This window comes from Streptomyces sp. ISL-10, assembly GCF_018614575.1.
Lineage (GTDB): Bacteria > Actinomycetota > Actinomycetes > Streptomycetales > Streptomycetaceae > Streptomyces.
On sequence record NZ_JAGGOJ010000038.1, the window covers coordinates 27,864 to 43,534 of the forward strand.

Below are 15,671 nucleotides of genomic sequence, written 5' to 3' on the forward strand. Positions count from 1 at the left end.
GCCGTGCCCGGCAGCGCGGCACCGCCCCTGTAGCCACAGCCTTTGAATCCCGTTACTGCGAGTGGAGTTGGACCATGACCGAGCTCTTGCACGGCCGCGTCGACGGCGCCGCCCCGTTTCCCATGACCGAGACCCAGCAGGCACTGATGATCGGGCGGGGCGAGGGAGTGGAGCTGGGCAGCATCGGCTGCTACGGGTACTTCGAGTGGGAGCGCGCCGATCTGGACCCGGAACGGCTGGTGACGGCCTGGCGGCGGGTGGTCGCCCGCCACGACATGCTCCGCGCGGTCGGCCGCAGTGACGGCACCCAGCAGGTGCTCCAGGACCCGCCGCCCTACGATGTACCGGTCCTCGACCTGCGGGGGCTGGATGCGGCCGATGCCGAGCGGCGGCTCGGAGCGCTGCGGTCGCAGATGAGCCACCGGGTGTTCCCGGTCGGCAGCTGGCCGCTGTTCGACCTGCGGATCATCCGCCTGCCCGGCGAGGGGAACCTCAGCCGCATCCATCTCGGTATCGACCTCCAGGTGCTGGACGCCTCCAGCGCCTTCCAGGTGCTCTTCCCCGACCTGATCGATCTCTACGAGAACCCGGATGCCGAGCTGCCCGCGCCGGGCATCACGTTCGCCGAGTACGCGCGCTGGCGTGCCGAGGACATGCCTCACACCGAGACGTTCCGCGCGGCCCGGGACTACTGGCTCCAGCGGGTGCCCGAGCTGCCGCCCGCCCCGTCGCTGCCGTCCGGAGGCGCCCGCGACGGCGAGGTCCGCTTCGCGCGCCACGAGCACCGGCTCTCCCCCGCCGACTGGCAGCGGCTGCGCCGCGTGGCCGGGGAAGCGGAGCTGACCCCGTCCGTGCTGCTCACCGCCGCGTTCGCCGAGGTGGTGCGGTGCTGGGCCCAGGAGGCCGACTTCACCCTCAACTACCCGGTCTTCGAACGGCCCCGGGTGCACGAGGACATCGGCGGGGTCCTCGGCGACTTCACCAACGCCGTGCTGCTGGCGGCGGACAGCTCCGGCGCGACCTTCCTGGACCGTGCGCACGCCCTGCGCGACCAGTTGCACCGCGACATGGAGCACGGCGCCTTCAACGGGGTGCGGGTCCTTCGCGAGCTGACCCGGCTGCACGGCGTCGGCGACCAGGCCGGCATGCCGGTCGTCGTCACCAGCCTGCTGGACTACCCGGTCCGCCGCCCGGTCACCGACCTGGGCCGCGAGGTCTACTCGATCTCGCAGACCCCGCAGGTCTCCCTGGACGTCCAGCTGCGCGAGCTGGACGGCGAGCTGCGGATCATCTGGGACTACGTCGACGGCGCCTTCGCCCCCGGCTTCACCGAGGCGGCGTTCGGCGTGTACGTCGCCCTGCTCCAGCGCCTCACCGACGACCCGGCCGCCCTGCACACCGACCGTTTCGACCTGATCCCGCCGGCCGAGCGCGAGTTGCGCCGCCGGATCAACGACACGTCCGGGCAGATCCCGTACACCACCCTGCACGATCTTTTCGCCGAGCAGGCCGCGCGCACGCCCGACGCCGAGGCCGTGGTCGACGCGAAGCGCCGGCTGACCTACGCCGAACTCGCCGCCTACGCCTGGCGCATCGGCCACCGGCTGCGCCGGCACGGTGCAGAGCCCGGGGAGCTGGTCGCCGTGGTGATGGAGAAGGGCTGGGAGCAGTACGCGGCGGTCTACGGCGTCCTGGCGTCCGGCGCCGCCTACCTTCCGCTCGACGCGTCCGTGCCCCCGGATCGGCTGCGCAGGCTGCTCGCCGACGCGGGCGTGGACAAGATCCTCACCCAGTCCTCGCTGGAGACGCGGATCGCCTGGCCGCCCAACGCCCGGCGCTACCGGGTGGACCAGGACTTCGAGGTCGGCGCCGCCACCAGGCCCGAGACCGCGCAGAGTCCCGCGGACCTGGCGTACACCATCTTCACCTCGGGCTCGACCGGCGAGCCCAAGGGCGTCATGGTCGACCACATCGGTGTGGTCAACCTGATCCGCGATGTCGCCGAACGATTCGGCATCGACGCGTCCGACCGGCTGCTGGCCGTCTCCGGACTGCACTTCGACGCCTCGATCTACGACGTGTTCGGGGTCCTGACCCAGGGCGGCACCGTCGTGATCCCGCCGCCGTTCCAGCACGCCCAGCCGGACGTGTGGGCCGATCTGGTCGCCGCCGAACGGGTCACGCTCTGGAACTCCGTGCCCGTGCTGATGGAACTCCTCGTCGGTGAGGCGGAGGTGCGCGAGCGACGCGGCGGCGGCCGGCCGCTCGAGTCCCTGCGTCTGTCGGTTCTCTCCGGCGACTGGATCCCCCTGACACTGCCGGACCGGCTGCGCGCCCAGAGCCCGCGGATCCAGGTCGTGGGCTCGGGCGGCCCGACGGAGACGATCTGCTGGTCGCTGTTCCAGCCGATCGGCGAGATCGACCCGTCGTGGACGAGCATCCCGTACGGCACGCCCATCACCAACCAGCGCTACTACATCGTCGACGGCACCGCCCATGAGCGTCCGCTCGGCGTGGTCGGCGAGATGGCGGTGGCCAGTGACGTGGGTCTGGCACTCGGCTACTGGGGGGACGACGAACGCACCCGCAGCCGCTTCATCCGGCTGCCCGAGACGGGTGAACGTGCCTATCTGACCGGCGACCTGGGCCGGTACCTGCCCGACGGCAGCATCGAGATCCTTGGCCGGGACGACTTCCAGGTGAAGGTGCAGGGCCATCGGATCGAGCTCGGTGAGATCGAGGCCGCGCTGCGCCAGGACCCGCGGGTCTCCGCGGCCGTCGTGGTCGCCCCGGCCAGCTCCCACGGCGTACGCCGGCTGCACGCCTATGTCGTCTCGGCGCAGGCCCGCTCCGGCTCCGTCTCCGGTTCCGTCTCCGGCTCCGGCTCCGGTTCCGGCTCCGGTTCCGGTTCCGGTGAACAGATCCTGGCCCAGCTCACCGAACACCTGCCGGCGTACATGGTCCCGTCCGCGATCACGGTCCTGGACGAGCTGCCCCTGACCCGCAACGGCAAGGTGGACCGACTGCTGCTGGGGTCCACCGCCGGGGCGCAGCACAGCGCCGAGGACCCGGCCGGGGCGAGGAGCGACGAGGAGCCGGGCGACGCACTGGAGCTGGTGCTGTGCGCGGCGGTCGGCGACATCCTCGGCCTCGACCGGGTGGTCCCGGGCGACAACTTCTTCAAGCTGGGCGGGGATTCACTCAGCGGCACCCGGCTGGCCGGGCTGCTCCAGGAGCTGCTCGGGGTTCCCGTACCGGTCAAGACCGTGTTCCAGACCCCCGTCGTCGCCGAGCTCGCCGGAAAGATCGCGGCCGACGAGGAGTACGGCGACGGGGCGGTGGCGGCCGCGCAGGCGCTGGCCGAGATGTCCCCGGACGACACCGACAGCCCGGCCGGCCCGGCCGCGGCCCCCGGGGCGGGCAGGCCGGCCGACGCCGCCGCCGCTCCGGACCGGACGGCCGGCTCCAGCGACTCCAGGAGAGGACAGTCATGACGTTCACGCTGCCCGCACCGTTCGAAGCACCGGCCGGCGACCGCACCCGCCCGGCCGCGGGCCTCCCGCAGGACGGACCCGACCTCGTCGACTTCGCCGGCCGCGCCGCCGCCCGGCTCCGGCAGACGGACGCCGCCCTGTACGAGCTGCTGAACCGGGAGTCGGCCCGCCAGAACGACACGTTGATGATGGTCGCCGCCTCCAGCGTCGCCGACCCCTCGGTGCTCGCCTGCGGCGGCAGCGCGCTGGGCAACCTCACCGCCGAGGGCTATCCCGGCGGGCGGTACCACGCCGGCTGCCAGGTGGCCGACGAGATCGAGCAGCTGGCGATCGAGCGGGCCTGTGCGGCGTTCGGCGCCAGGGACGCGATCGTCCAGCCGCACTCCGGGTCGTCGGCGAACCTCGCGGTGCTCACCGCGCTGCTGGGCCCTGGTGACACGCTGCTCGGCCTGGACCTGGACTGCGGCGGTCATCTCACCCATGGCTCTCCCGCCTCGGTCAGCGGCCGCTACTACCGGGCGAAGGGCTACCGCGTCACCCCGGAGGGGCTGCTCGACTACGACCAGATCCGTGAACTGGCCCTCGAACACCGGCCCAAGCTGATCGTCTGCGGTGCGAGCGCGTATCCCCGCAGCATCGACTTCGCCCGCTTCCGCGAGATCGCGGACGAGGCCAACGCCTACCTTCTGGCCGACATCTCCCACATCGCAGGCCTGGTCGCCGCCGGGTTGCACCCCAGCCCCATCGATCACGCCCACATCACCACCACCAGCACCTACAAGCAGTTGTACGGCCCGCGCGGCGGGCTGATCCTCCTCGGCCGCGACGCCCGCAAGGCCGGGCCGGAGCGGGGCACCCTCGCGGCCACCATGCGCCGGGCCGTGTTCCCCTTCACCCAGGGCACGCCGGACCTGGCATCGGTGGCGGCGAAGGCACGCGCACTGGACTTCGTGGCGGGCCCCGACTTCGCCGAGCTGGCCAAACGGCTCGCGGACGGCGCCCAGGCCATCGCCGAACGGCTCCTGGAACGCGGCATGCGGCTGGTCACCGGCGGCACCGACACCCACATGGTGCTCATCGACCTGCGCGGCACCGGCCTGACCGGGGACGTCGCGGAAGAGGCCCTGGAGTCCTGCGGGATCGTCGTCAACCGCAACCGCGTCCCCGGCGACACGACGCCCGTGCGCACCACGGGCGGTCTGCGGCTCGGCAGCAACACGCTCGCCGCCCGTGGCATGGACCGCGGCGCGGCCGCCGCGTGCGCGGACCTGGTGGCCGACGTGCTCGACGCGCTGCGGGCCGGCTCCGGGGTGCTCCCCGAAGCGGTGCGCGCCGCGGTGCGCACCCGCGTCACCGAGCTGTGCGCCCGCTACCCCATCCCGGGGTACCTGTCGTGACGTTCAGCGGCTTTCCGCCCTCGGCGCTGCGCCTGTACGCGGACCTCGTGCAGGACAACACTAAGCAGGCGTGGCGGCTGCGCCATCGGGCCGTCTACGAGCGTGACGTACGCACGCCGATGGAGGAGCTGGCCGCAGAACTGTCCGCGGACTTCGCCGAGTACGCCGGTCCGGACGGGGTGAGCGTGCTCGGCCACGTCCGGGACACCCGGATGTCCCACGACAAGTCCCCGTACAAGACCTACCAGGGCGGTTACCTCGATGTGCTGCCCTGTCTGGGCTTCTGGGTGCATCTGGACCGCGACGGACTGTACGCCTCCGGGCGCTATTACCCCTACGGCGGTGACGAGGTCGCCCGCTACCGCGCCGCCGTCGACGAGGAGGAGGGCGGCGCGGAACTGGCCGCCGTCGCCGTGCGGTTGAAAGAGGCGGGCTTCGTCATCGGCGGCGACCGGCTGAAGTCCCGCCCGCGCGGTGTGCCGGCGGACCATCCCCGGCTGGACCTGCTGCGGCATCGCAGGATCGACGCCGGGCGGCGGCTCGGTCCGGGGGCCGACCTCCGTTCGGCCCGCGCCGCGGACTTCGTCCGCGAGACCTGGCAGCTCGTGCGCCCGCTGCTGGACTGGGCCGCGGCCCGCAAGCTCACCCCGGTTCCCCGAGGCCAAGGAGCTGACGTACCGTCATGACTGCCGAGACCGTTGATCTGCGCAGCGACACCGTCACCCGGCCCACGCCCGGCATGCGCAGGGCCATGGCCGCCGCCGAGGTCGGCGACGACCTGTTCGGCGAGGACCCCACTGTCCATGCGCTGGAGGAACGGGTGGCCGGCCTGTTCGGATTCCCCGGCGCCCTGTTCGTCCCGTCGGGCGTGATGGCGAATCAGATCGCGCTGCGGCTGCTCGTCGCCCCCGGCCAGGAGGTCGTCTGCGACGCGGAGGCGCACATCCTGGCCCATGAGGAGGGCTCGCCCGCGCGCTACGGGGGGATCCAGACGCGGACCGTGTCCGGCGAGCGGGGCCTGATCGGTGTCGAGGCGCTGGCCGGGATCCTGCGACCGGGCAACGCGTACACCGTCGGCACGCGGGCGGTGGCGGTCGAGCAGACCCATACCAGGGCGGGCGGCACCGTGTACCCGCTGCACACCCTGCGCGCGGTGCGCAGACTGACAGCGGAGTCGGGGATCTCGGTGCACATCGACGGCGCCCGGATCTGGAACGCGCACGCCGCGACTGGCACCCCGCTGGCCGAGTACGGCGCGCCGGTCGCGGACACCCTCGCGGTCTGCCTGTCGAAGGGACTCGGCGCGCCGGTGGGGTCGGTGCTGCTGACGTCCGCCGAACTCCTGCCGAGAGCCAGGTCGTTGCGGCATGGTCTGGGGGGTGGCATGCGGCAGTCGGGCATCCTGGCCGCTGCCGGCCTGCACGCCCTGGACCACCACCTGGAGCGCTTCGCCGAGGACCACGCCAACGCGGAGCTGCTCGCGACGGGGTTGCGTGCGGCGGGGTTCGCGGTACGACCCCAGGAGACCAACATCGTTCTCGTCGAGACGCCCGGCGCCGAGGACGTCGTGGCACGGGCGGCGCGGGAAGGAGTGCTGGTGACCGCGCCGGGTCCGGGAGTGGTCCGGCTGGTCACGCATCTGGATGTCGGAAGACAGGCGTGCCGTCGTGCCGTGGAGGTCCTCGCCGCCGTTATGGGTGAGGGCCGTCCCCGGACACGGAGGCCCGCGGCCACAGGGCAAGCACAGCAAAGGGAAGAGAGCGAAGTAGCGGTATGAGTCTGGAAGTTCTGCCGGCGACCGCCGGGCGTTGGGACGATCTGCAGGCGGTTCTGCAGCCGAAGAAGAGCGCGCACACATGCTGGTGCATGGCGTGGCGGCTGACCACCGGCGACTACGGCCGGATGACCGCCGACGAGCGGGGCGCGCACATGCGCTCCCTCGTCGAGGCGGCCGATCCCCCGCCCGGCGTGCTGGGTTACCTCGACGGGGAGGTGGCCGGCTGGTGCAATGTGGCGCCGCGCAAACAGCTGGACCGTCTGACGTCGTCGAAGACGATCACACCGGTCGACGACGCTCCCGTGTGGTCGGTGACCTGTTTCGTCGTGCGCAAGGACTTCCGGGGCAAGGGTGTCGCCTCGGGTCTGCTGGAGGGCGCGGTGGAGCATGCCCGGAGCAACGGTGCTCCGGCGGTGGAGGGTTACCCCGTGGATCCCGAGGGCGGCCGGGTGAACCCGACGCTCGCGTACGTCGGCACGATGGAGATGTTCGAGCGGGCCGGCTTCCGCCGGGTGAAGAGGACGGAGGCCAAGAGCGACAAGCGGTACCGCTGGGTGATGCGCCGCGACCTGGACTGACGGGCGGGGGCGTCGACGGGGGCCGCGGTACGCGGCCTGGGGAAGGGGCTTCCGCGCAGCGGGAGCCCCTTCCCGCGTGGGCCCGTATGCCCGAGCCGCCGCCCTCGTGCACACTCTCGGCCAGCGGTGACTCGAACGTCCAAAACCCGCCGTTCGCCTGCGGCGTCGCTGTCATGTACCTCAACGCGGGCAGGATCCAGGGACGACCCGGGAATCGTCGAATGGTCCTTCAAGCAGCTCTTCAGGCATCACCGGCTGTCGTCGTGACCTTCACCGGAGGAAGACTGGCCGCTGCCTGCGTCGGTCACGGGGGCGGGCCGGCCGGTGTGGAGGGATCGGTAGGCGGCGAGGACTGTTTCAAGAGTGCGCAGTCCACTCTCCCCGTCGGGGTGGGCGCGTTGTCCGGTGCGGGCGGCGGTGAGGAAGCTGTTGAGCATGGCGGCGTCGAGGTCGATGCCGCCGGGCTCCCAATGGGGTGTGGCGCGGTGGGTGTCGTAGCCGGTGAGGAGCGGTGGAAAGGCGTCGAACTCGACCAGCGCCCGCTCAGCGACGCAGGTGAGGGTCAGGCCGCCCCAGGTGGGGTGGGTGGCCGGGTGGCTCCAACTGCAGTCGATGGTGGCGACGAGGCCGCGCGGATAGGTCAGCGTGATCAGGCCGGCGGACTCGACGCCTCCTGCTGTGTCGTCGCGGTGGGGGGTGAGGTGGTTGTTGGCCACCGCGTAGACATGTGTGGGTTGTTCGCCGTCGAGAAGGATGTCGAGAAGGTCGGCGATGTGGACGGTGTGGTCCATGATCGCACCGCCTCCGGAGAGGGCCGGGTCGGCGAACCAGGAGCGCTCCAGGGCGGGCGGGGAGGAGTTGTTGACGCCGTGGACGCTGAGGAGCCGGCCGAGGGAGCCGCCTGCGAGGGTGTGCCGCAGGGCGGTGAAGGCCGGGTGGAAGCGCACGGGGTAGGCGGTCATGAGGCTGACGCCCGCCGTCTCGCAGGCTTCGATCATGGCCCGGGCGTCGGCCTCGGTGGTGGCCAAGGGCTTTTCGCACAGGATGTGCGCCCCCGCGGCTGCCGCCTGCTCGACGAGGTGCCGGTGCCGGGTGTTCTCACTGACGACGATGACGGCCCGAGGACGTTCGGCGAGGACCGCTTCGTAGCTGGACCGGTAGGAGACGCCCAGTTCGTCGGCGAGGGCCTTGCCCCGCTTGAGGTCACCAGGCTCCGCGTCCGGGTCGGTGGCGATCAGTTCGATGTCGCTGCGGTCGCGCAGCAGCCGCAGGTACGTTTCCGCGTGGACATGTGCGAAGGACAGGACGGCGACCTTCATCAGTGGCTTCCCTCCATGAGCGTGTGCGGGTGTGCCTCGTCGACTGCGACGGCCAGACCGGTGGCCGCGGACTTCCGTGCGGCGGCGGCGATACGGACAGCCGCAACACCGTCGAGCGCGGTGACCCGGGGTTCGGGACCGCCCTGGAAGGCGGCGGCGAACTCGCGTATCTGCGTGGCGAACGGGTCTTCCCCGAAACCGCCGGTCGGGACGCCGGAGCCTTCGGCGCCGGGGCCGCCGGCCATCCGCAGCGAAGGGTGGGCCAGGGAGTCGTGGGTGAGGGTGCCGTCGGAGCCGGCAACGTGGAAGGTGTAGCGGAACGGAGTGGCCGACGGCCCCCACACCCCCAGCACCTGGGAGATCACACCGGAGGCGTGGGTCAGGGTCGCGCTGCCGGTGGCCACGGCTCCCTCGGGCGCCGGCGCGGTGAGCTGACCGCGCTGGGCGGCGTGGACGGTGACGACGTCTCCGAAGAGCCACCGGGCGATGTCCATGTCGTGGAGCATCTGGTCGGTGACGATGCCTCCGGAGAGCGCGGCATCGGCGAACCACGGACTCCATGTCGGATAGCGGCCGGTCCGGGTGAAGCGGGCCACCGCGACGCGTCCGAGCTTCCCTGCGGTGACAGCCTCGTGAAGCCGCACGTAGGCGGGGAAGAACCGCACGACGTGACCTGGATACAGCCGGCGCCCCGCCTGCTGCGCGGCCTCCGCCATCGCCAGCGCATCGGCGGCCGTCAGCGCGAGCGGTTTCTCGCACAGCACGTCCGCCCGTGCCTGGAATGCGGCCAGGGCGATATCCCGGTGGGTGGTGGTGGGCGTGCAGATGTCGACGACGGCGGCCCCGTCCAGGGCTGCTCGCAGTGACGTGGCTTCCATGACGCCGAACTCCTCGGCAAGGCCGGCGGCGTGACCATCGGTGGAGAAGACGCGCACACGTGCCCCGAGGGCGATCCACGCCGGAAGGTGGGTCCGTGCGATGAAGCCGGCACCGATCAGTGCCACGTCGAGGGTCCTGGTCATGCTCGCTCCTCCAGAGGCTTACGTCCGTGGGCGGCGGCCCGGGAGCCCGGGCCGAGACGGCCGCGCAGGTGCTGGGGCGTGAGGTCGGGCACGGTCCAGCGCGCTCCGGCACGGGTGAGACCGGCCGCGGTCGAGGTGGTGGTCACGCCGACGATGTCCCGGACGCCGGCGGAGCGCAGAGCCTGGACGCCCGAGGGTGAGTCCTCGAAGGCCAGGCACTTGTTCGGCAGCGCCCGAAGAGCTGCGCACGCCTTCAGGTAGCCCTCGGGTGAAGGCTTGCCACAGGTGATGTCCTCGGAGGTGATCACCACGTCGATCAGCCCCCGCACCTGCAGGACCTCCTCCAGAAGGTGCTCGGCCCATCGGCGGCCGGCGCTGGTGACGACGGACACGGGGTACTTCACGCGCAGCCGCTCGATGAGCGCGGCGGCACCGGGCACGACGTTCACACTGCCGGCGTGCTCCAGAGTGAAGGCGGTCATCGTGTTCACGGCGATGACCGGGTCCGTTCCCGTCCACGGTCCTGGCACACCGGCGATGACGTCTACGGGCCGGCGCCCCATGTAGTGCTGCTCGTAGTCGGTGTCGCTCACCACCGTGCCCCAGGTGTCGAAGAACGACTGCCAAGCGCGGCGGTGCACCTCTTCACTGAAGACGAGGGTGCCGTCCAAATCCATGAGGACCGCCTCGTACACCGATTCCTCGGGCCTTCCGGTGAGGCCGGTGGCCTTCACGACGCGGCCCAGTGGAACATGAGCGCTCCGGCCCGGATCGGACCGGTGACGGCGGGCGGCTGCGCGGAACCGGGCGGGGAATCGAGGACGACCACCGGGCACATCGCGGACAGGCCGTGCCCGCGCACCACATCGGGGTCGAACGTGATCGCCTTCTGCCCCACCTCGACCTCTTCACCTTCCGTGACATGCCTCTGGAAGCCGTCTCCGTGCAGGCGTACGGTGTCGATGCCGAGGTGCACCAGCACCCCCCGGCCCCCACTGGTCAGGACCACGAACGCGTGGGGATGCAGGGTGGCGATCCGGCCCGCGACCGGAGCAAGGACGGGCACAGGGCCTTCGTGCGGCGGCTCCACCGCCAGCCCCGCCCCGACCATCTGAGCAGCGAACACCGGATCCGGGACTTTACCGAGCGCCACTACGGCACCGGACAGGGGCGCGTGAACGGCAAGGCTCACAGCATCTCCTTGATGTCCTCGGCCAATGAGTCCGCCTCGGGGCCGACCACGACCTGTACGACGCATCCCGAGACCAGGACCCCGTGGGCTCCGGCCCCTCGCAGGGCCTGGACATCCACTGCCTCCGGGTCAAGCACCTCCGTACGGAGCCTGGTGATACAGGCTTCGATCTCGGCGAGGTTGTCCGCCCCGCCAAGCCCTTCCACTATCAGCCGCGCTTTGGACATGGCTGCGCCTCCTGACTAAGCCCAACTGGTTATTACCAGTAATGACCGCAGGGTAGCCCGGCCGACATCGGGAGCGCAATCAGCGCTCTGTCATGAGCATGTCAATCAGGTGGTGTCGCGCTTCCGGCGCGAACCGGGCTGCCCCGAGGCGCGACGGCGCGCGATCAGTGGTCGGTGAGGGTCATGTGCAGTTGGTAGCGGTCGGCGCGGAACCACGAGTAGGCGTGCTCGACGGGCTGCCCGGCGCTGTAGGCGATGCGGTCGAAGGTCATGACGGGGGTGCCCTTGCGGATGCCCAACAAGGCGGCTGTCTCCGGAGAGGCGGGGCCGGCCCCGACGGTCTGCTCTGCGCGGTCCACGGGATATCCGAAGCGCGAAGCCAGCGTTTCGTAGATCGATGCCGTGAAGTCGACGCCGGCCAGTTCGGGCAGGAGGTCGGCGTTGTACCACGCGTCCTCGAAGGAGATGGGGGTCTGGTTGGCCAGCCGGAGGCGGCGGACGTGCCATGCCTGTTGGCTCTCGGTCATCCCGAGGGCCGTGGCGGTGGCGGGAGGGGGAGGTTCCCGGTCGACGGAGAGCACGACGGTGCCCGGCTCCAGGCCGAGCCGGAGCATGTCCTCGTGGAAGGAGGCCAGGCCGAGCTCGGAGCGGTGGGTCCGCTCGGCCACGAAAGTGCCGCGCCCGTGCACCCGGACGGCCAGGCCCTCTTTCACGAGTTGACTGAGGGCTTCGCGCACCGTCACCCGGCTGACTCCGTGGTCGAGGCACAGCTGCCGCTCGCTCGGCAGCGCATCGCCAGGGGAGAGCTCCTTGGTGCACATGTCGACCAGAATCGCGCGGAGCTGCGCGTGCTTCGGAAGCATGCCTTTGCCGCCGATCTGCTGTGTAGCCACTGCGACCCACTCTCGGTTCTCGGGAGGCGTCTGCCTCACGGGTGGTTACTACCAGTATGCAACACGTATGGGACCTCTCGGTCTCCCGGCGGGAGCCACCCGCCCCGGGACCCGGGCGGCAGCAGCGCCAAGCCTCAACCTGGTTATACCGTGACGAGGCATTGACACGCCCAAGGAGTCAGGGCCATTCTGGGAATACAGCTGGTCATTACCAGTAGGTACCACGTACCACCCGGATGAGCTCGGTCGTTCAGCCGCTCCGGGCTGCGTCACTCTCCGGCTCTTCGCGCTCCCGCCCCTTCTGCGCACAACCCCGAGGTTTGTCATGAGCACCAGTACATCCACATCCGCCGGTCGCCGTCCGGGCCTGGCGGGCCTGCAGAAACTCGGCCGCAGCCTGATGCTGCCGATCGCCACGCTGCCGGCCGCCGGCCTCCTCCTCCGACTGGGACAGGACGACGTTCTGGGCCGGTTCTCCGCCCTGAAGGACACCGCCCACGTCATCTCCGCCGCCGGAGGGGCGCTGTTCACGCATCTGCCGCTGATCTTCGCCGTCGGTATCGCGATCGGGTTCGCGAAGAAGGCCGACGGTTCCACGGCGCTGGCCGCGGTGGTCGGGTATCTCGTCCTGGACGGTGTCTTCACCGCGATGTCCCCGGTGGTCCTGGAGGGGAAGAAGGACCTGGCGGGCGAACAGGCCGTCGTCAACTTCGGGGTCCTGGGTGGCATCGTCATCGGCCTGCTCGCCGCCATGCTCTGGCAACGCTTCTACCGCACCGCGCTCCCGCCCTACCTGGGCTTCTTCAGCGGCCGCAGACTCGTGCCCATCCTGACCGCAGTCACCGCACTCGTGGTCGGCGTCCTGATGAGCGTGGTCTACCCGCTGTTCAACAGCGGCCTCACCGCGGTCGGCGAGGCGGTCGACGAGAACAGCATCGTCGGCGGTGGCATCTACGGAACCGCGAACAAACTGCTCATCCCCCTCGGCCTGCACCACATCCTCAACTCCGTCGTGTGGTTCATCCTCGGCGACCACAACGGCGCCCACGGCGATCTCAACCGGTTCTTCGCAGGCGACCCCGAGGCGGGCATCTTCATGACCGGCTTCTTCCCGATAATGATGTTCGCCCTCCCGGCCGCCGCTCTGGCCATCTGGCGCGAAGCCCGCCCCGAGCACCGCAAGGCCGTCGGCGGGATCATGCTCTCCGCCGGACTCACCAGCTTCCTCACCGGCATCACCGAGCCGATCGAGTTCTCCTTCCTCTTCGTGGCCTGGCCCCTCTACCTGGTGCACGCCGTACTCACCGGAACCTCTCTCGCCCTGGTCAACGCCCTCGACATCCACCACGGGTTCACCTTCTCCTCCGGACTCATCGACTACGTCCTCAACTGGGGCAAGGCCACCAACCCACTCCTGCTGATCCCCATCGGCCTGGGCTACGCCGCCCTCTACTACGTCCTGTTCCGCTTCGTCATCCGCCGCTGGAACCTGCGCACCCCCGGCCGCGAGGAGGACAACCCGGAGGCCGATCAGGAACGCCGCCCCCAGCCCGCGGCCTGACACCGCCCCACGCTCCGCACAGTCCCTTCGAAAGGAAACCGTCCATGGCGCAGCGCGTCGTCTCCATCGGCTCACGCAGCGGCCTGCACGCCAGGCCCGCCGCCACCTTCGTCCAGGCAGCCTCCCAGGCACCCCTGCGGGTCACGATCACCGTCGAGGGCAAACCCCCGGTGGCCGCCGACAGCCTGCTGGGCGTCATGACGCTCGGCGCCGGCTACGGCGACCAGGTCACCCTGACCGCAGAAGGTCCACAGGTGGAGACCGTCCTGGAGGAACTGGCGACCCTGCTGAGCAAGGAGCTCGACGCGTGAGCCCCACCTCCACAACGATGACCGGCCACGGCGTCAGCCCCGGAGTTGCGTGCGCCCCCCTGGCCCGCATGACGCCGCCGGTCGTCTCCGACCCCGACGACGCACCGGGCGGCAACCGACGACGTCATGGGGGCTGAAGTGGAGGTGCTGATCCGCCCTGACGCGGACGACGCCGCACGCACGGTCGCCGGGATCGTCCACCGTGCGCTGGCCGAAGGCGTGACAACGCTGGGACTGGCCACGGGCTCCTCGCCCCTTGGGGTCTACCGGGACCTGGCCCGCCGCCACCGTCACGAAAGCCTCAGCTTCGCCGACGTCCACGCCTTCCTCCTCGCCGAGTACCTCGGGCTCCCGCCCACCCATCCGCGGTCCTGCGCCCAGGTGATACGACGCGAGCTGGTCGGTTCCGCCGACCTCGATCCCGCACGGCTCCACCTGCCCTCCGGCACGGCAGCCGACCCCGCTGCGGAAGCACGCCGCTTCGAGCACTGCCTGACCGAGGCAGGGCCCGTCGGCCTGCAAATACTCGGGATCGGTGTCAACGGCCACATCGGCTTCAACGAACCGGGCTCCTCCCTCGCCTCACGCACCCGGCTCAAGACCCTCACCGACGACACCCGCCGCGACAACGCGCGCTTCTTCGGCAGCGTCGACGACGTGCCGCGCCACGTCATCACCCAGGGGCTCGCAACGATCGGCGAAGCATCCCACCTCGTGTTGATCGCGACCGGCCCGCACAAGGCCCGCGCGGTGGCGGCCGCCGTCGAAGGCCCTGTCACCGCGGCCTGCCCCGCCTCGGTCCTCCAGCTGCACGGGCACGCCACCGTGGTGGTGGACGAACTCGCCGCATCCCAGCTGGAACAGCAGGCCTACTACCGCTGCATCGCCCGCCACAAGCCCGCCGGACAAAGGTACTGATGACAGGCACGGAAACGAGACGCCCCGCACACGTCGTGGCCGTCGACCTCGGCGGCACCACGATCAAGGCGGCCCGTTACAACGCTCATGGGATTGCCGAGGAGACCCTGCGGATCCCCACACCTTCCTCGGAGGGGCCCGATGCCGTCGTCGCCGCGGTCGTGCAGGCTGCCCGCGCCCTCGTCCGCCCGCCCGTACGGGCCGTCGGCCTCTGCGCTCCCGGGCTGATCGACACCGACGGCGGCATCGTCCGCTTCGCCTCGAATCTCGGACTGCGCGACACGCCCCTTGCCGAAGCCGTCTCCGAAGCCGTGCGCCTGCCCGTCTTGCTCGAGCACGATGTGCGGGCCGCCTGCCTGGCGGAGCGGCAGTTCGGGCTGGGCGCCGGCGTGAGCGACCTGCTCGTGGTCGTGCTCGGCACCGGCCTGGCGGCAGGCATCGTCAGTGACGGGCGACTCCTGCGTGGCGCGACGGGCATCGCCGGCGAATTCGGCCACATCCCGGTGCACGCCGATGGCGAGCTGTGCACCTGCGGCCAGCGCGGATGCGTGGAGGCCTACGCCGCAGCAGGCGCCCTGGTCCGCCGCTACTGCCGCACGGGCAATACCGCGGACACCGCTGCCGACATCACCGCACGACTGGACAGCGATCCGGCCGCCGACCGCGTCTGGGCCGAGGCGACAGACGCCCTCGGCAGGGCCCTGGTCACCTCGACCGTTCTCCTCGATCACCAACGCATCGTTCTGGCGGGCGGTATGGCAGCGGCCGGACCACGCCTCACGGACCCGGTCCGCCGGAGCCTGCAACAAGGGCTCGCCTGGCGCACCGCACCAGCCGTGGAGATCTCACCTCTCGGTGCGGACGCCGGGCTCCTCGGAGCGGCACTGCACGCCCTGACAGCCACGGGCGCGGCCCCCGGTCAGGGACGAGCCTGCCGGGACGCCTCGCCCCGGGCACAGACACCGCGCAGGGCCTGACCTCC

At 71.0% G+C, this 15,671-nt stretch carries 16 protein-coding genes; 10 read left to right on the top strand and 6 right to left on the bottom strand.

The genetic code is table 11. The features are described from left to right. Positions 1-74 precede the first annotated feature (74 nt). The 5 genes from J7E88_RS32085 to J7E88_RS32105 are packed head-to-tail and all read left to right on the top strand — an operon-like array spanning position 75 to position 7,246. The gene (locus J7E88_RS32085) at positions 75-3,494 is read left to right on the top strand and encodes a non-ribosomal peptide synthetase (protein WP_215186975.1); all 3,420 of its coding nucleotides are present in this window, start codon (positions 75-77) and stop codon (positions 3,492-3,494) included. After that, a complete protein-coding gene (gene glyA, locus J7E88_RS32090; protein ID WP_215186976.1) occupies positions 3,491-4,891 on the top strand; it encodes a serine hydroxymethyltransferase in 1,401 nt (466 codons plus the stop codon). The genes J7E88_RS32085 and glyA overlap by 4 nt, the downstream gene beginning before the upstream one ends. Beyond that, positions 4,888-5,577 (top strand): DUF2461 domain-containing protein, encoded by a 690-nt coding sequence (locus tag J7E88_RS32095; protein ID WP_215186977.1) that lies wholly within the window; start codon positions 4,888-4,890, stop codon positions 5,575-5,577. The genes glyA and J7E88_RS32095 overlap by 4 nt, the downstream gene beginning before the upstream one ends. Next, positions 5,574-6,668: a low specificity L-threonine aldolase gene (locus tag J7E88_RS32100; protein WP_215186978.1), complete on the top strand. Its 1,095-nt coding sequence runs from the start codon at positions 5,574-5,576 to the stop codon at positions 6,666-6,668. The genes J7E88_RS32095 and J7E88_RS32100 overlap by 4 nt, the downstream gene beginning before the upstream one ends. Further along, positions 6,665-7,246 carry a GNAT family N-acetyltransferase gene (locus tag J7E88_RS32105; protein ID WP_215186979.1) on the top strand — a complete coding sequence of 194 codons (582 nt, stop codon included), beginning with the start codon at positions 6,665-6,667 and terminating at the stop codon, positions 7,244-7,246. The genes J7E88_RS32100 and J7E88_RS32105 overlap by 4 nt, the downstream gene beginning before the upstream one ends. A 248-nt stretch (positions 7,247-7,494) precedes the next feature. Here J7E88_RS32105 and J7E88_RS32110 read toward each other — a convergent pair whose 3' ends face one another. From J7E88_RS32110 to J7E88_RS32135, 6 genes are all read right to left on the bottom strand, one after another. Further along, positions 7,495-8,565 carry a Gfo/Idh/MocA family protein gene (locus J7E88_RS32110; RefSeq protein ID WP_215186980.1) on the bottom strand — a complete coding sequence of 357 codons (1,071 nt, stop codon included), beginning with the start codon at positions 8,563-8,565 and terminating at the stop codon, positions 7,495-7,497. After that, a complete protein-coding gene (locus tag J7E88_RS32115) occupies positions 8,565-9,587 on the bottom strand; it encodes a Gfo/Idh/MocA family protein (RefSeq protein WP_215186981.1) in 1,023 nt (340 codons plus the stop codon). The genes J7E88_RS32110 and J7E88_RS32115 overlap by 1 nt, the downstream gene beginning before the upstream one ends. After that, positions 9,584-10,321 carry an HAD family phosphatase gene (locus J7E88_RS32120; protein WP_215186982.1) on the bottom strand — a complete coding sequence of 246 codons (738 nt, stop codon included), beginning with the start codon at positions 10,319-10,321 and terminating at the stop codon, positions 9,584-9,586. The genes J7E88_RS32115 and J7E88_RS32120 overlap by 4 nt, the downstream gene beginning before the upstream one ends. After that, positions 10,318-10,779 carry a PTS glucose transporter subunit IIA gene (locus J7E88_RS32125; protein WP_215186983.1) on the bottom strand — a complete coding sequence of 154 codons (462 nt, stop codon included), beginning with the start codon at positions 10,777-10,779 and terminating at the stop codon, positions 10,318-10,320. Before J7E88_RS32125 ends, J7E88_RS32120 begins: the two co-directional genes overlap by 4 nt. Then, complete coding sequence (locus tag J7E88_RS32130; protein WP_215186984.1) at positions 10,776-11,006, bottom strand: glucose PTS transporter subunit EIIB; 231 nt, start codon at positions 11,004-11,006, stop codon at positions 10,776-10,778. The genes J7E88_RS32125 and J7E88_RS32130 overlap by 4 nt, the downstream gene beginning before the upstream one ends. Positions 11,007-11,170: 164 nt before the next feature. Further along, positions 11,171-11,899, bottom strand: coding sequence for a GntR family transcriptional regulator (locus J7E88_RS32135; protein WP_215186985.1), 729 nt, complete (start codon positions 11,897-11,899; stop codon positions 11,171-11,173). Positions 11,900-12,224: 325 nt separating this feature from the next. Here J7E88_RS32135 and J7E88_RS32140 point away from each other — a divergent pair, with 325 nt between their 5' ends. The 5 genes from J7E88_RS32140 to J7E88_RS32160 are packed head-to-tail and all read left to right on the top strand — an operon-like array spanning position 12,225 to position 15,666. Further along, positions 12,225-13,460: a PTS transporter subunit EIIC gene (locus J7E88_RS32140; protein WP_215186986.1), complete on the top strand. Its 1,236-nt coding sequence runs from the start codon at positions 12,225-12,227 to the stop codon at positions 13,458-13,460. A 44-nt stretch (positions 13,461-13,504) separates the two neighbouring features. Next, the gene (locus tag J7E88_RS32145; protein WP_215186987.1) at positions 13,505-13,771 is read left to right on the top strand and encodes an HPr family phosphocarrier protein; all 267 of its coding nucleotides are present in this window, start codon (positions 13,505-13,507) and stop codon (positions 13,769-13,771) included. After that, positions 13,768-13,908 carry a hypothetical protein gene (locus J7E88_RS32150; protein WP_215186988.1) on the top strand — a complete coding sequence of 47 codons (141 nt, stop codon included), beginning with the start codon at positions 13,768-13,770 and terminating at the stop codon, positions 13,906-13,908. The genes J7E88_RS32145 and J7E88_RS32150 overlap by 4 nt, the downstream gene beginning before the upstream one ends. Position 13,909: 1 nt before the next feature. Beyond that, the gene (locus J7E88_RS32155) at positions 13,910-14,689 is read left to right on the top strand and encodes a glucosamine-6-phosphate deaminase (RefSeq protein WP_374196349.1); all 780 of its coding nucleotides are present in this window, start codon (positions 13,910-13,912) and stop codon (positions 14,687-14,689) included. Then, entirely contained in the window at positions 14,689-15,666 is a 978-nt protein-coding gene (locus J7E88_RS32160; protein ID WP_215186990.1) for an ROK family protein, read from the top strand. Before J7E88_RS32155 ends, J7E88_RS32160 begins: the two co-directional genes overlap by 1 nt. Positions 15,667-15,671 lie beyond the last annotated feature (5 nt).

Excerpts from the sequence above, each read along its gene's own strand:
- J7E88_RS32085 (WP_215186975.1), top strand. The coding sequence starts at position 75 with ATGACCGAGCTCTTGCACGGCCGCGTCGACGGCGCCGCCCCGTTTCCC.
- glyA (WP_215186976.1), top strand. The coding sequence starts at position 3,491 with ATGACGTTCACGCTGCCCGCACCGTTCGAAGCACCGGCCGGCGACCGC.
- J7E88_RS32100 (WP_215186978.1), top strand. The coding sequence starts at position 5,574 with ATGACTGCCGAGACCGTTGATCTGCGCAGCGACACCGTCACCCGGCCC.
- J7E88_RS32105 (WP_215186979.1), top strand. The coding sequence starts at position 6,665 with ATGAGTCTGGAAGTTCTGCCGGCGACCGCCGGGCGTTGGGACGATCTG.
- J7E88_RS32110 (WP_215186980.1), bottom strand. The coding sequence starts at position 8,565 with ATGAAGGTCGCCGTCCTGTCCTTCGCACATGTCCACGCGGAAACGTAC.
- J7E88_RS32115 (WP_215186981.1), bottom strand. The coding sequence starts at position 9,587 with ATGACCAGGACCCTCGACGTGGCACTGATCGGTGCCGGCTTCATCGCA.
- J7E88_RS32130 (WP_215186984.1), bottom strand. The coding sequence starts at position 11,006 with ATGTCCAAAGCGCGGCTGATAGTGGAAGGGCTTGGCGGGGCGGACAAC.
- J7E88_RS32140 (WP_215186986.1), top strand. The coding sequence starts at position 12,225 with ATGAGCACCAGTACATCCACATCCGCCGGTCGCCGTCCGGGCCTGGCG.
- J7E88_RS32145 (WP_215186987.1), top strand. The coding sequence starts at position 13,505 with ATGGCGCAGCGCGTCGTCTCCATCGGCTCACGCAGCGGCCTGCACGCC.
- J7E88_RS32160 (WP_215186990.1), top strand. The coding sequence starts at position 14,689 with ATGACAGGCACGGAAACGAGACGCCCCGCACACGTCGTGGCCGTCGAC.